At 31.8% G+C, this 14,524-nt stretch carries 14 protein-coding genes and 3 pseudogenes; 12 read left to right on the top strand and 5 right to left on the bottom strand.

The genetic code is table 11. The features are described 5' to 3' along the window. Positions 1-7: 7 nt before the first annotated feature. Positions 8-865 carry a carboxylating nicotinate-nucleotide diphosphorylase gene (gene nadC / locus ACZZ95_RS15835; RefSeq protein ID WP_463469764.1) on the bottom strand — a complete coding sequence of 286 codons (858 nt, stop codon included), beginning with the start codon at positions 863-865 and terminating at the stop codon, positions 8-10. Between the two features lie 314 nt (positions 866-1,179). Between nadC and ACZZ95_RS15830 the strand changes: the two genes are divergently transcribed. The 8 genes and pseudogenes from ACZZ95_RS15830 to rlmH all read left to right on the top strand — a co-directional run bounded on the left by ACZZ95_RS15830 (position 1,180) and on the right by rlmH (position 6,910). Further along, the gene (locus ACZZ95_RS15830; RefSeq protein ID WP_463469763.1) at positions 1,180-2,304 is read left to right on the top strand and encodes a DNA alkylation repair protein; all 1,125 of its coding nucleotides are present in this window, start codon (positions 1,180-1,182) and stop codon (positions 2,302-2,304) included. A gap of 267 nt (positions 2,305-2,571) precedes the next feature. Next, a pseudogene (locus ACZZ95_RS15825) lies at positions 2,572-3,454 on the top strand (pirin family protein). Positions 3,455-3,457: 3 nt separating this feature from the next. Further along, entirely contained in the window at positions 3,458-3,853 is a 396-nt protein-coding gene (locus tag ACZZ95_RS15820) for an OsmC family protein (protein WP_463469762.1), read from the top strand. A gap of 6 nt (positions 3,854-3,859) precedes the next feature. Continuing rightward, positions 3,860-4,144, top strand: a complete 285-nt coding sequence (locus ACZZ95_RS15815; protein WP_463469761.1) for a GNAT family N-acetyltransferase — start codon at positions 3,860-3,862, stop codon at positions 4,142-4,144. A 236-nt stretch (positions 4,145-4,380) separates the two neighbouring features. Continuing rightward, positions 4,381-5,358 carry a hypothetical protein gene (locus ACZZ95_RS15810; RefSeq protein ID WP_463469760.1) on the top strand — a complete coding sequence of 326 codons (978 nt, stop codon included), beginning with the start codon at positions 4,381-4,383 and terminating at the stop codon, positions 5,356-5,358. Next, positions 5,289-5,795 (top strand): hypothetical protein, encoded by a 507-nt coding sequence (locus ACZZ95_RS15805; RefSeq protein WP_463471693.1) that lies wholly within the window; start codon positions 5,289-5,291, stop codon positions 5,793-5,795. Before ACZZ95_RS15810 ends, ACZZ95_RS15805 begins: the two co-directional genes overlap by 70 nt. 216 nt (positions 5,796-6,011) lie before the next feature. Continuing rightward, the gene (locus ACZZ95_RS15800; protein WP_463469759.1) at positions 6,012-6,314 is read left to right on the top strand and encodes an antibiotic biosynthesis monooxygenase family protein; all 303 of its coding nucleotides are present in this window, start codon (positions 6,012-6,014) and stop codon (positions 6,312-6,314) included. Positions 6,315-6,436: 122 nt separating this feature from the next. Next, entirely contained in the window at positions 6,437-6,910 is a 474-nt protein-coding gene (rlmH, locus tag ACZZ95_RS15795) for a 23S rRNA (pseudouridine(1915)-N(3))-methyltransferase RlmH (protein WP_026982293.1), read from the top strand. Positions 6,911-6,997: 87 nt separating this feature from the next. Here the strand turns inward: rlmH and ACZZ95_RS15790 are convergent, their stop codons facing one another. Beyond that, complete coding sequence (locus ACZZ95_RS15790) at positions 6,998-7,648, bottom strand: hypothetical protein (RefSeq protein ID WP_463469758.1); 651 nt, start codon at positions 7,646-7,648, stop codon at positions 6,998-7,000. Between the two features lie 136 nt (positions 7,649-7,784). Beyond that, positions 7,785-8,608, bottom strand: a pseudogene (folP, locus tag ACZZ95_RS15785) (dihydropteroate synthase). A gap of 223 nt (positions 8,609-8,831) precedes the next feature. Here folP and ACZZ95_RS15780 point away from each other — a divergent pair. From ACZZ95_RS15780 to tpiA, 4 genes and pseudogenes are all read left to right on the top strand, one after another. Then, positions 8,832-9,374 (top strand): DUF1599 domain-containing protein, encoded by a 543-nt coding sequence (locus tag ACZZ95_RS15780; protein WP_053473476.1) that lies wholly within the window; start codon positions 8,832-8,834, stop codon positions 9,372-9,374. A gap of 96 nt (positions 9,375-9,470) precedes the next feature. After that, positions 9,471-10,571 carry a BT_3928 family protein gene (locus ACZZ95_RS15775; RefSeq protein WP_463469757.1) on the top strand — a complete coding sequence of 367 codons (1,101 nt, stop codon included), beginning with the start codon at positions 9,471-9,473 and terminating at the stop codon, positions 10,569-10,571. Between the two features lie 463 nt (positions 10,572-11,034). Then, positions 11,035-11,529 carry a TlpA family protein disulfide reductase gene (locus ACZZ95_RS15770; protein ID WP_095954761.1) on the top strand — a complete coding sequence of 165 codons (495 nt, stop codon included), beginning with the start codon at positions 11,035-11,037 and terminating at the stop codon, positions 11,527-11,529. 87 nt (positions 11,530-11,616) lie between these two features. Beyond that, positions 11,617-12,370 (top strand): annotated as a pseudogene (gene tpiA / locus ACZZ95_RS15765) (triose-phosphate isomerase). A gap of 122 nt (positions 12,371-12,492) precedes the next feature. On the opposite strand, the gene ACZZ95_RS15760 reads toward tpiA, so the two are convergent. Next, a complete protein-coding gene (locus ACZZ95_RS15760; RefSeq protein WP_463469756.1) occupies positions 12,493-13,161 on the bottom strand; it encodes a hypothetical protein in 669 nt (222 codons plus the stop codon). Between the two features lie 4 nt (positions 13,162-13,165). Then, positions 13,166-14,356: a hypothetical protein gene (locus ACZZ95_RS15755; protein ID WP_463469755.1), complete on the bottom strand. Its 1,191-nt coding sequence runs from the start codon at positions 14,354-14,356 to the stop codon at positions 13,166-13,168. Positions 14,357-14,524 lie beyond the last annotated feature (168 nt).

The raw sequence follows: 14,524 nt of genomic DNA, 5'->3' as shown, positions 1-14,524 counted from the left end.
ACTCATTTTAAAACGCTTTAAGACTCAAATCCATGTTGTAGACAGAATGTGTTAACGCTCCAGACGAAATATAATTTACACCGCACAAAGCATATTCGCGAATGGTTTTTTCATTGATATTTCCTGAAGATTCTGTCTGGCATTTTGAACCAATTAGTTTTACTGCCGTTTTGGTATCTTCATAATTAAAGTTGTCAATCAGGATTCTATGAACGCCGTCGCTCAATAAAATCTCTCTTATTTCATCTAAATTACGAGCTTCAACAATGATTTTTAAATCAAGATTATTTTCTTTCAGATATTCTTTTGTTTTCGAAATAGCACGCGTGATGCCGCCGGCAAAATCGATATGATTGTCTTTTAACATCACCATATCATAAAGTGCAAAACGATGGTTTTCGCCTCCTCCTATTTTTACAGCCCATTTTTCTGCCGCTCTAAAATTTGGAGTTGTTTTACGAGTATCTAATATTTTAGCGCCAGTTCCTTCTAAAAGCTGTACGTACTGATTGGTCTTTGTTGCAATGGCAGACATACGCCGCATCGTATTTAAAACCACTCTTTCTGCCTTTAAAATAGATTGAGAACTTCCTGAAACTTCAAAGACAACTTCTCCGAATTCTACATGCGTTCCGTCTTCGATAAAAGTTTTTACTTTCAATTTCGGATCTACGTATTCAAATATCATTTTGGCAACTTCAACACCAGCAATAATCCCTTGATCTTTTACCAATAATTTTGCCTGACCATGAGCAGTTTCTGGAATACAGGCCAGCGAACTGTAATCGCCTGTACCAACATCTTCTCTAATGGCATTGCTTATCAAAAGTTGTAATTCTGCTTGAAATTGGGCTTCACTAATCATTTTTCTATTTTTATAATATGCTAAATTAGGATATATTTTATGGATTTGAAAGTTTACTTTCTGCAAAAAGTTTCTTATTAACTTAAATTTATAGGTAAAACGCGTATTTTTTTTAAAACACATAGAAGCATAGATTTTGTAAACTTCTAAGAGGCGTTTACTTGTATCAATGCACTAAGTTGAACAGGATTAGCTATGTGTTAAAAGCTATATTTTTAAAATCACCTTCATTACTATAATTTTAAAACCTATGTTTCTATGTGTTTAAAACTTCACACAAAAACTATAATTTTAATTGTAAACATTAAATATCTTTGAAATTCAATCAAGCAAAATTTATGGGATTAATTAAAGACATTTATTCGGTTTCTTTTTACGAAAAATTTAGTCAAGCTGTCGCCGAAGTGCATCCGGCATTCGACAAACAAAAATTTATTGAGACGATTTACGAAGGTGATTTTGCACAAAAAGAATGGAAAGAAAGAATGAAACATACAACCATAGTGTTTCACCAATTTATGCCTCAAAGTTTTCCCGAAGCCGTTGCTTTAATTGATAAAATCATTGAAAATTTAAAGAAAAATAAATTTACAGAAGGAAATCTGGCTTTCATATTCTTTGCTGATTATATCGAAATATATGGTTTAGACGATTTTAAAACTTCGGCGAAAGCCTTTGTTTCTATAACCCAATTTATAAGCTGTGAATTTGCCGTCCGTCCTTTTATTCTAAAATATAAAGAACAAATGATTGCCGAAATGGTAAAATGGTCTTTACACGAAAATCATCACGTGCGCCGTTTAGCGAGCGAAGGTTCGCGCCCGAGATTACCGTGGGCAATGGCAATTCCATTTCTCAAAAAAGATCCCGCTTCTATTCTTCCTATTTTAGAAAATCTAAAAAACGATCCTTCAGAATATGTTCGTCGAAGTGTTGCCAATAATCTCAATGATATTGCAAAAGATAATCCGCAGATTGTTTTAGAAATCGCCAATAAATGGAAAGGGCAAAGCAAAGAAACTGACGGAATTATTAAACACGGATCCCGAACTTTACTAAAACAAGGTCATCCTGAAATTTTAAGTCATTATGGTTTAGAAAGTAACAATATTGAACTTTCTAATTTTGAAATTAAAACGCCTGTTGTAAAGATTGGTGATTATCTGCAGTTTCATTTTCACTTAAATAATAAAAATGAAGAAGCAAAAACCATTCGTTTAGAATATGCCGTTCATTATAAAAAGGCAAAAGGACATTTGGCTAAAAAAGTCTTTAAAATTAGTGAGAAAATCTATCAGCCAAATCAATTAACTAAAATTGAGAGAAATCAATCTTTTAAATTGATTACAACGAGAGTTTTTCATACGGGAGCGCATCAATTGTCGATTATTATTAATGGATCTGAGAGTGAAGTTTTGGATTTTGAATTGATTGAGTAATACTGCAATTTCAAAGGATAAATAATATTCATCAATTGTCAGACTGAGCGAAGTTGAAGTCACTCATGCAGAATCACTTTGCGGGACTTCGACTTCGCTCAGTCTGACAAAAATTACACTCATTTTACAATAACGAAAATGAAATGAATTATTCGTTATTTTCCTTACTTTTATAATTCAGAAAAATCCAAAAACAAGTTTCTTAATCTAAATTAAGTTACAGACACGCACGCCTGCTGTAATTTTGTTTTCAAATCAAATATAACCATGTCAAATATCAGTTTAATAATCGAAGAACGTGCTCGCCAATATTGGCAACTTTATGGTGGGGCGTTTATTGCCTTTCCGTGAAAAAAGAGCCGTTGGACCATTTGTATTTATCGACCATATGGGGCCAGCGCATTTAAGTGATCATGAAAATATGGATGTTCCTCCGCATCCGCATATCGGACTTTCAACACTTACTTTTTTGTTTGAAGGAAGCATTATGCACCGCGATAGTTTAGGAACAGAATTAGAAATAAAACCAGGTGCCGTAAACTGGATGACGGCCGGAAAAGGAATTGTACATTCTGAAAGAACTCCAGAATATTTACGACATTCAGACAAAATGCTTCACGGATTGCAGATTTGGGTGGCGCTTCCGAAAGAGTTAGAGCAAATGGATCCGAATTTTACGCACGTTGAGGCAGATGATATTCCGGCTTGGGAAGAAGACGGCGTTTCATACAAATTAATTGCAGGAGAAGCTTTTGGCAAAAAATCTCCAGTTCCGGTTTACAGTCCGTTGTATTTTATTGAAATTAAAAGCACTGAGGCTAAAAAAATCAACATCGGACATCATTTATTTGGCGAAAGCGGTTTGTATATTTTAGAAGGAAGTATCAAAAGCGGTGAACACGTTTACGATCCGAAACAAATTTTGATTACAAACGACAGTACGCTTTGTGAGTTTGAAATTGTCGCAAATTCTACGGTTTATATCTTCGGAGGACAGCCATTTCCTGAAGAGCATTTTATCTTTTGGAATTTCGTTTCTTCGGATAAAAACCTAATCGAAAAAGCCAAAACAGACTGGACAGCGCAGACTTTTCCAAAAGTTCCCGGCGAAACTGAATTTGTTCCATTACCAGAACCAAGAATCAAATAATTTATGGATACCATTAAAGCAACAATCGATACAAGAAAATATCGTACTGAAATAACATCTAAAACGGGAAATATTCTTATCTCAGATGAACCGCAGGAAATGGGCGGAAAAAATTTAGGTTTTAGTCCGTTTGAACTTCTCGCTTCATCTCTGGCTTCCTGCACTTTAATCACATTGCGAATGTATATTGACCGCAAAGGCTGGGATGTTTCAGAACTTAGTATCTGGGTAGATTTTGACAAAAATGAAGAACATACCGTTTCATTGTTTTCAACGAAAATTTTAATTAATGGAAACGTAGACGATGCTCAAAAACAACGAATTTTAAAAATTGCAAACAGTCGCCCTGTTCATAAAACACTTGTAAATACAATTAAAATAGAAACTTCATTAGTATAAATTATCATGGAAATAAATCAAATAAACGACATAAAAAGAGGCTATTTTGAAGCCACAGAAGATGGGAAAGAAGCTGGAAAAATGACCTACACTTGGGCTGGAGACTCAAAATTCATAATTGACCACACAGAAGTTAACGAAGAATTCAGCGGAAAAGGAGTTGGAAAAAAACTACTTATGGCAACAGTAGATTATGCGCGAAATAACAATCTAAAAATTATTCCGCTTTGTCCTTTTGCAAAAAGTGTTTTTGATAAGAATGAAGATATTAGGGATGTTTTGTTTTCCTAAAGGTTCTAAGGTACTGAGATGCTAGGTGCTAAGTTTTTTTTTTACCGCAAAGCACACAAAGAATTACGCAAAGTTCGCAAAGTTTTTTAGGCAAAGCTTTGCGAACTTTTGCATTTGTATTAATCTATGTCTGGGATAAAACCTTGCGTTCTTTGCGTTAAAAAACAACACAAAGAAATTCGATTTTCAAATCTCCTCGAAAACTCGTATATTTGCATGTAATTTAAACTTAGAGTATGACAAGGATAATTACGCTTTTCTGTATTTTTATAGCACAAATCGGCTTTTCTCAATCGGCTGAAAGTTATTTAGAAAAAATCAGAAATAATGAAGCTCTCTTAACAGCTTTTTTTCAACAAATGCCAAAAGGAGGCGATTTACACCATCATTTTTCAGGATCAGTTTATGCAGAACCTCTTTTAGAAAGAGCCATTGCAGAAGACTTTTATTTGAATTTAGAAACCATGGCTGTTTCTAAAACCAAACCTGAAAACGGAAATTGGCAAACCTTCTCTTCTCTTAAAAACAACGGAAAATTAGATTATTACGAACAACAGATTATGCAGACTTGGTCAGTTAAAGATTATAACGGTTCTGTTCCGTCTGATGATCAGTTTTTTGATTCTTTTATGAAATTCGAACCTACTATTGCAGGTCATTTTGCCGAAGGAATGCTCGAATTAAAAAAACGTGCCATTGCAGAAAATGTTACTTATATCGAAACGCAATTATCTACGATTCCTTGCGACATGAATGTTTCTGATTTGACTGATTTTAATGCAAAATTGCGTCAGGCATCTGCTCAAAAAGACGAAAAAGCGGTTTTGAAACTTTTAGACGATTTATATAAAGCACTTCAGAAAAAAGATGCTAAAAAATATGCTGATGATTTCAATACCAATTTCTTAGCAAAACTTCATAAAGATTTAAAAATTGATGATGAACGCTTTACGATGCGTTATCAAAACTTTGTTCTTCGTTTTATGGAACCGGTTGATCTATTCAAAAACTTAGTGATTGCTTTTATTTCTTCTAACGAAAGTAAACTTACTGCCGGCGTTAATATTGTTTCTCCAGAACACGGATCAACTTCAATGAAAGATTATTGGCTTCACATGGTGATGTTCAAATACTGTCACTTTAAATTTCCAGAGGTAAAATATACGCTTCACGCAGGCGAATTGGCATTAGGTTTGGTGCGACCGAAGATTTAACGTGGCATATTAACGACGCCATTTATATTGCAGGGGCTAACCGAATCGGACACGGGGTTGATATTGCATATGAAGCCAATTCATATGATTTATTGAAATACATGTCAAAAAACAATATTCCTATTGAAATCAATTTAGTGAGTAACGAATTCATTTTGAAAGTAAAAGAAAACAGACATCCGTTTACACTTTACAAAGAATTTAATGTGCCAATTGTAATCAGTACAGACGATGCGGGAATTTTAAGAAGCAACATGACGGAACAATATGTTTTACTGGCTAAAAGATATCAGGATGTTTCGTATGCAACCATAAAGCAATATGTTTACAACAGTATTAATTACAGTTTTATTCAGGATGAAGCGGTTAAAAAGCAATTATTGAAAGATTTGGATGCGAGGTTTAAAACTTTTGAATCTAAATTTTCTAAAAACTAAGTGTCTTATCTTTGCGAAATTACACGCAGATTTTAAACAGATTTAAGCAGATTAACGCAGATTTTTATGGTAAAATGTCAAAAATAATATCTGCAAAATCTGCGTAAAAAATACACTTCACGGATTTTAAAAAAAAATAAAAAAATCTGTTAAATCTGCGAGAGATAATTCTTTTCCCGCAGATTAAGCAGATCAAGCAGATAAAAAAATCACATTATGATTCTAGAAGCCGCATTCCTATTTATAAAATCAGAATTAGCAAATCAATTTGAAAATGATTTTGCAAAAGCAAGTCAATACATTTCATCAATTGATGGTTATTTAGGCCATCGTTTAGAAAAATGTTTGGAAGTCGAAAACAAATATCTTTTATTGGTCGACTGGAACAAACTTGAAGATCATACCGTAGGTTTTAGAAATTCTGAAGCGTACTTGGAATGGAAAAAGATTTTACATCATTATTACGAACCATTTCCTATTGTAGAACATTTTGAAACTGTTTTTGAGAATAAAAAATAGTGTTTTAGTCGCCACAGATTTTACAGATTAAAAAATCATTTTAAATCCTATAATCTGTGGCAAAAAAAAATAAACTTAAATTCGTGCAAATTCGTGTGATTCGTGGCAAAAAAATATAATCAATGAATATCAAACTTATCGCCATAGGCAAAACAGATAATAAATCGCTTCAGACTTTGATAGACGATTATACCAAACGTTTATCATTTTACATCAAATTTGATTTGGAGATTATTCCCGATATCAAAAACGTAAAAAACTTATCTGAAAGTCAGCAAAAAGAAAAAGAAGGCGAATTGATTCTGTCTAAACTTTCTCCAACCGATCAATTGATTTTGTTGGATGAAAACGGAAAAAACTTCTCCAGCGTAGGTTTTTCAGAAGAACTACAAAAGAAAATGAATTCGGGAATCAAAACGCTTGTTTTTGTAATTGGCGGACCTTACGGATTCTCTGATACGGTTTACAGCAAAGCGCAGGGAAAAATTTCGCTTTCGCTGATGACATTTTCACATCAAATGGTGCGTTTATTTTTTATCGAACAATTGTATCGCGGGTTTACGATTTTACGCAATGAACCTTATCATCATCAGTAACGTTTAATTGGTTAATCGTTAAATCGTCGATTTCGTTAATTGGTTATTGGTTAATTGGTTATTGGTTATTGGTTAATTGTAAAACTGTTAGTAGATATACTCTTTTCCTTCATTTATAAAAACGAATGGAATCTTTTGATCAACTATCGTTTTGACCAAGATTTTACATTGAATATAATCTCCGTAAAGCATCTTTTTATCATAAGAAAATATAATTTCAGCTTTTGGATTTATTACTAGACTATCTAAAAAAGGTTTCAAATTATTTTTAGGAAAATCATAGGTTTTTCTGCCTCTATATTCTATCATTCCGTTTCTTCTAAAATACAATTGACTGAGATTTTTACTGACATTTTCCATTTTATAATACACTTTCGTGAAAGGTAAAAACGCCAAATTCTTCCCGATGGAATCTGCATAGGAATAATAATTTTCGGCATTTTCGTTTTTGTGGGCGCTGTCGGCTCTCTTTTTTTCCTGCAGTTTCATTACCTCCGGAATTACCAGTTTTAATGGCAGACGTTTGTCAATATTCAAAATCCAATTGGTTGAAATGATACTGCTTTTTCGATTTACATCAGCAATTGTATCTTTTCCCTCAGTTTTAAAAAAGATGTAAATAGGCGAAAGATCCTGTACATCTTTTACAATTGTTACGTTTGATTTTGGAAGTAAAACGTCTTCTTTTTTACCGCAGGAGAATAAAAGACAGATTATAATTAAGCTTATGTATTTCATATTTATTTATTTTTTGAATGAAGTTTGTCATTTCGACGAAGGAGAAATCACACTAGTATTCCTTAAGAAAATCGGCAATCTTTGCAGAGTTTCGAGTGTGATTAGTCGAAATGACAAACCAAGCGATTATTTATTATTATAAATATAGTTTATCAAACAAAGTCACACATTCCACAGCCTCTTTCACATCGTGAACACGTAATATTTTCGCTCCTTTTGTCAAAGCAATTGTATTTAGAAAAGTTGTGCCATTTAAAGCTTCTTGTGCCGTAGTATTAAAAGTTTTATAAATCATCGATTTTCTTGAAATTCCAGCTAAAACAGGTAATTCTAAAATATTAAAAAGTTCCATTTTTTGCATTACTTCATAATTCTGATCCGTTGTTTTGGCAAAACCGAAACCAGGATCTAATATTAAATCATTAATCCCTAAAGCTCTTGCTTTTTTAACTTTTTCAGAAAAATAAAAAAGCATCTCTTTTATAATATCATCATAATGCGTCAAACTCTGCATCGTCTGCGGATTGCCACGCATGTGCATCATTATATATGGGACATTATATTTTGCAATTACCTCAAACATTTTATCGTCAAGTTCTCCCGCCGCAATATCGTTTATAATCGCCGCACGCTTTCTATGCTTGCTTTTGCAACTTCGGCTCTAAAGGTATCAATCGACAATAAAGCTTTGGGAAAATGCTTTAAAATCAATTCAATGGCAGGAACAATTCGGTCAATTTCTTCTTGTTCCGAAACAAATTCTGCGCTTGGTTTGCTTGAATAGGCACCTATATCTATAAATGCCGCGCCTTCAGAAAGCATTTTATCAACCTGAGAAATAATTTCGTTTTCGTTTTTATATTTTCCTCCGTCAAAGAAGGAATTTGGCGTAACATTTAAAATTCCCATTACTTTAGGAATCGATAAATCTATAAGTTCGCCTTTGCAGTTAATAAACATTTTGTTTCAAGTTTTATTTGTTTCAAGTTTCAAGTTGATTTAGATTGCGTAAGTTCTCCCACTTGCAACCTGAAACCTGAAACTTGAAACATAATTTTCAGTTTCAAGTTATCTGCATTAACACTTTGTTTAGAAAAAACTTGAAACAAAGAAAACCCGAAACTTGAAACTCTTTAATTTAATCCTTATTTTTGAAGAAATTTTAGCAAATATACAGCAATAAATGAAGAATACTTCCCTTGAATTTGATAATGTAATCACGGTTTGCAGAACCTTATTTATCAATAAAATGAAAGATTACGGCAGTGCATGGAGAATTTTAAGGCTTCCGTCATTGACTGATCAAATTTTCATAAAAGCACAAAGAATCAGAAGCTTACAGGAAAACGATGTTCGTAAAGTTGATGAAGATGAAAAAGGAGAATTTATCGGAATTATCAATTATTCTATCATGGCTTTAATTCAATTGGAATTGGGCGTTGTTGACCAGCCAGATTTAGATGTTGAAAAAGCAACCGAATTATATGATGCTAAAGTAAAGTTAACCAAAGACTTAATGGAAGCTAAAAATCATGATTACGGTGAAGCATGGCGCGATATGCGCGTAAGTTCATTAACCGATTTGATTCTGCAGAAACTACTTCGCGTAAAACAAATTGAAGATAATAAAGGCCTGACTTTAGTTTCTGAAGGCATTGACGCTAATTATCAGGATATGATTAATTATTCTGTATTTGCTCTAATCCTAAATCCTATAAACAAATAGAAATTCCAAATTCCAATTCCAAATTCCAATTCTCCCACGAGATTTTGGAATTTGGAAATTAAAAAAATTGGAAATTAAAATTTTAATACTTTCCCCATGAAAAACATCATTACTCAATTCTCCCGCTTATTTGTCGGTGTATTATTTATCATTTCTGGATTAATTAAACTAAACGATCCCGTTGGTTTCTCTTATAAATTAGCAGAATATTTTAGCGAACCAGTTTTCAATATGCCATTTTTAGAGCCATTGGCTTTAGGTTTAGCAATTTTCTTGGTTATTTTAGAAGTAGTTTTAGGTGTAATGTTATTGGTTGGATACAAATCAAAATTGACAATCTGGGCACTATTGCTTTTAATTGTTTTCTTTACCTTCCTTACCTTCTACTCCGCTTATTTTGATGTAGTAAAAGACTGTGGTTGTTTTGGTGATGCTTTACATTTAACACCTTGGCAGTCATTTACAAAAGATGTTGTTTTACTTTTCTTTATCTTGATTTTATTCATTAATCAAAAATTAGTAAAACCTTTATTTTCAAAATTAGGTACCAATATCATCACTTTGATCAGTATCGTTTTATGTGTGTTTATGGCAGTTTGGGTTTTAAATCACAATCCGATCAAAGATTTCCGTCCGTATAAGGTGGGAACAAACATTGAAAAAGGAATGGAAATTCCAGAAGGCGCTCCAAAGTCTGTTGTGGAAATGATTTTTATCTACAAAGTAAATGGCGTTGATAAAGAATTTACAGAGAAGGATTTAATGAATATTCCAGAAGGCGCAACTTTCGTTGACCGTAAAGACAAAGTAATTATAGAAGGTTACGTACCACCAATTCATGATTTTACAATGACAAAAGATGATTCTGATTATAAAGAAGAATTATTAAAAGAACCTAAATTGTTGATTTTTGTTACTTACGATTTAACTTTGTCAAATCCTGAGGGAATGAAAAAGTTAGCAAAAGTAAGCGCAGATGCAAAAGCAAAAGGGTATAAAGTAATCGCGATGACAGCGTCTGGAGCTGATGAAATTGCAAAAGCTAAAAAACAATATAATCTAGATACAGACTTCTATTTCTGTGACGGAACAGCTTTAAAAACGGTTGAAAGAGCAAATCCAAGTATTGTTGTAGTGCATGACGGAACAATTATTCAAAAAGTTCATTATAACGATGTGGATGATTTGAAATTGTAATACATAGATTAAAGTCTTTATAAAATATATAAAAAGCTGTAATATAATTGCGGCTTTTTTTACGAAAAGAAATTATTCCCTTACGAAACAATCGAAAATTTTAATTTACTTTCTACTACTCTTTTATTGCGTTTTAAAATTTTAAAATAAAAGGCATTAAGACCTTCGATAATATAAAATTTATTGAAGGCTTTTTTATTTAAATCTGACTTTTTTTTGCCTTTAAAATTAGTCTTTCATCCAAAAAATCAATTCTTTTTTTGACACTAAAAAAATGCATTCAAAAAAAGACCCTATTGTAGAGCCAACTATTACGATTTCATTCGTTATTTTCTAACCGAAAATCTTTGTTTTGTTACAAAATGAGTGACTCTTCAAATTTTGTTAATCTCCATTTGGCTTTCAATTTGTTTGTTTAACTTTGTGAATTCAGTACTTAATAAAAAATTAATTTAATTTACATATGAAACAAATTGCTCTTGCTGTAATTGCATTTATCACTTTCTCATGTTCACAAGCTCAGAAAACAAACTTTTCTAAAGAAGCTTTATCTGAAAAACTATTAGGAACAGACGATAGTCAGACCACTTTTAAAAACATCTTAAAAAAATACAAAGGAAAAACATTAGTAATTGAAGTTTGGGCTTCTTGGTGCGGCGACTGTGTAAAAGCAATGCCGAAATTAAAAGAATTACAAGCCAATAATCCTGGTGTTTCTTACTTATTCATTTCTGCTGATAAAACTGCTGATAAATGGAAAGCAGGAATCGAAAAACATGAACTAAAAGGAGATCATTATATGATGAATGATGGAATGAAAGGTCTTTTTGGAAAAGCCATAGATTTAGACTGGATTCCGAGATATATCGTTGTGGACAAAACTGGAAAAATTGTGCTTTACCGCGCCATAGAAACTGATTTTGCTAAAATAGAGGAAACTTTAAAAGGTTTAAAATAAAACAACAATAGCAATGACAACTTCAAAATTAAATGTCCATGCTATATTCAAAAAACAAAAATTAAAAAAATAATAAAAACTACCAAAATGAGAAAATCGATTGTTGCAGGAAACTGGAAAATGCATAAAAATGTCGCTCAAACTGAAGAATTATTGAACGAATTAATTGCTAAAATTCCAGCAAAAACGAATGCACAAGTAATTGTAGCTCCAACATTTGTAAACTTACAAGTCGCATACTGCAAAATTAAAAAATACAACTATCGGTGTTTCTGCACAAAACGTTCACCAAGCTGAAGGCGGTGCTTTTACAGGAGAAATTTCTGCAGATATGTTAACAAGCATTGGTGTTAATACAGTAATTTTAGGTCACTCTGAGCGTAGAGCTATTTTTAATGAAACTGACGCTTTAATCGCAAATAAAGTGGATACTGCATTGAAACATGATATGACTGTAATTTTCTGTTTTGGAGAAGAATTAAAAGATCGTCAATCTGATAATCATTTCAATATTGTTGAGAATCAATTACGTGATGGAATCTTCCAAATCGCAAAAGAATCTTGGTCAAAAGTTGTTTTAGCTTATGAGCCAGTTTGGGCAATTGGAACTGGAGAAACTGCTTCACCAGAACAAGCACAAGAAATGCACGAATTCATTAGAGAAACTATCCGTAAAGCTTTTGGAGCTGAAATCGCAGACGAAGTTTCTATTTTATACGGTGGTTCTGTAAAACCAGAAAATGCTAAAGAAATCTTTGGTAAACCAGACGTAGATGGTGGTTTAATTGGAGGTGTCGCTTTAAAAGCAGATGATTTCTTAGCAATTGTAACTGCTATCTAATTTTAGATTTTAGTCCCGAAGCCTCGGGATTAGATTTTAGATTTTAGATTTTAGATTTTAGATCTTAGATTTGAAATCTTGCTTATATAAAAAAGCGTTCGCTGTGCGAACGCTTTTTTAGTTTAATTTAAAAACTCCCTTAACAATGGACAATCATATTTTTTAAAAGTTTCAGTTGATTTATAGATGGAATAAAAATTACTTAATTCCTCAATGCCTTTAAATTTTTCATTTTTCTCAGTATCAAAATGATCTCTATAATAAAATTCATAATAAAAAGGATAATGAGTTTGAATAAAATTGTAAACAGGGAAATAATTCATCTCATAAGAATTGAAACCTGAAAAGTTATATCTGTAGTAATTGCATTCGAAAATCATTAAACTTGCCAGTGCTTTTTCTTCATTAGTTTTTGCCATTTTTAAAGCTTTTTGATAATACATTCTGGCCGTTGTTAAATTGTAATAATTTCCGTTTTGATATTTAGCTTTCAATTCTTGATTATTATCACGATATTCATATCTGTGATTATAAACACTGAACTTATCATAAGCAATCATTGCCCAAGAATTTCCAAAATAAGAAGTATTATAATAGGCATTTGCCAATTGCATGTTACTCGCGACAGTATTCTGCTTTTTTAATTGGATAATTTTAGATACAAAATCTGCTTTGTTAAAATTGTAATTGTATATCCTCTCTTTTGGTTTTACTAGAACTTTAGGGTGGAATGGGTTTTCATTCAAAAGTTCTTTAAATATTTCATTTTTACTCCAAAAATGTCGTGGCATAGATTTAAATACTTTCGCAGACAAATTCTAAATCATTATTTCTAAAAGCAATTGTTCCTAATAAATCCTTATATAGATTCACATCTTTTTTCATTGTTTGTGAAGTAATGAGTTTTTCAAAAGATGATTTTTTGTTTTTTTGATGTAATGCAATTAAGTAATTCACGTTTTTTATATCGGCATGGCGCTCAAAATAACCAATATAATCGAAATCAAAATCAAAATAATCAGAATCATCATTCGCTAATTTTGCTTTGATAAAAAGTAATCCTGCAATGGCTTCTTCGCCTTGTTTTGAAAATTCTTCACTTGCGAATGAATATAAACTATAAAGACATTTAGAAAGTTTTACATCTTTTTTTACCAAATTTTCGACTGAGCTAAAATATACAGCAAGTTGATTTTGAACCTTTTTATCACTCAAATCATTTTGCTTTAAAGAGATAAGAGCTAACTGAATACTTTTTTGCATTTGAATAGATGCATTTGCATTCTCTGTAATCATACTAGTAAATGCCTTGCCTTTATCAATTTCATTATCAATAAAATAAAGCTGTGCAATTGTCGCTGCTATAAAATCTTTTTGTTCACCAGAAGTTCGGTTACGCAGATCAATTAAAAAGCTTCTGAGCTTTCTTAAATATAAAATATCTTTTACGTAATTCTCTTTTTTTGCTTTTTCGTAATCTCCATAAGCATAAACAACACTGGAAATATAATTTGTATATTTAGGTGTAAAAATCCAATCTTCAATTTTATTTACTTCTCTTCCAATTAAAAATGCTAAAAGAAAGTTATTTGGACTTAATCTCGCTATTTTTTTTATTTCGTTTAAACACTGCCCAGGATTACGAAAATTATCAATTGCTATATCAACACTTTCCACACTATTATTTTCGGCTAACGAAACCTCATGAAGAGTTGCTTTTACATCCTTATTATGTATAATCATGGAGGGTTTATAGCGGTAAGAAATTAAAAAATCATATAACGAATAATAGCTAGAACTTGTTTCGTTTAATGTTTGAGGACTATAATCCAAGGCCCAAAACTCTAAAACTGTATTTAGATTTTTTCCAAAATAAGTATTGTATAATCGTGATACTTCCTTTGAATTTTCCTTATAGAAATAATACTTTAAAAGTAAGAAAGCATATCGATGCCTTAAAAATGTATCTTTAGTATTCAAAAGCATTTGTTTACTTTTTGCAATATCAATGGAATACGTTTCAAAACCCCAACGGTTATTACTATATTCTATTTTTTTTGCAAATAGAACACATTCTAAAAATTCTCTATTTTCGTGTAATAGCAAATTATTTATAAAAGTATTTCTTTTAAATTTTTTACCTAATGTTTTTGT

Source organism: Flavobacterium sp. AC267, assembly GCF_979258715.1.
This window is presented reverse-complemented; position numbering and strand designations above follow the sequence as displayed.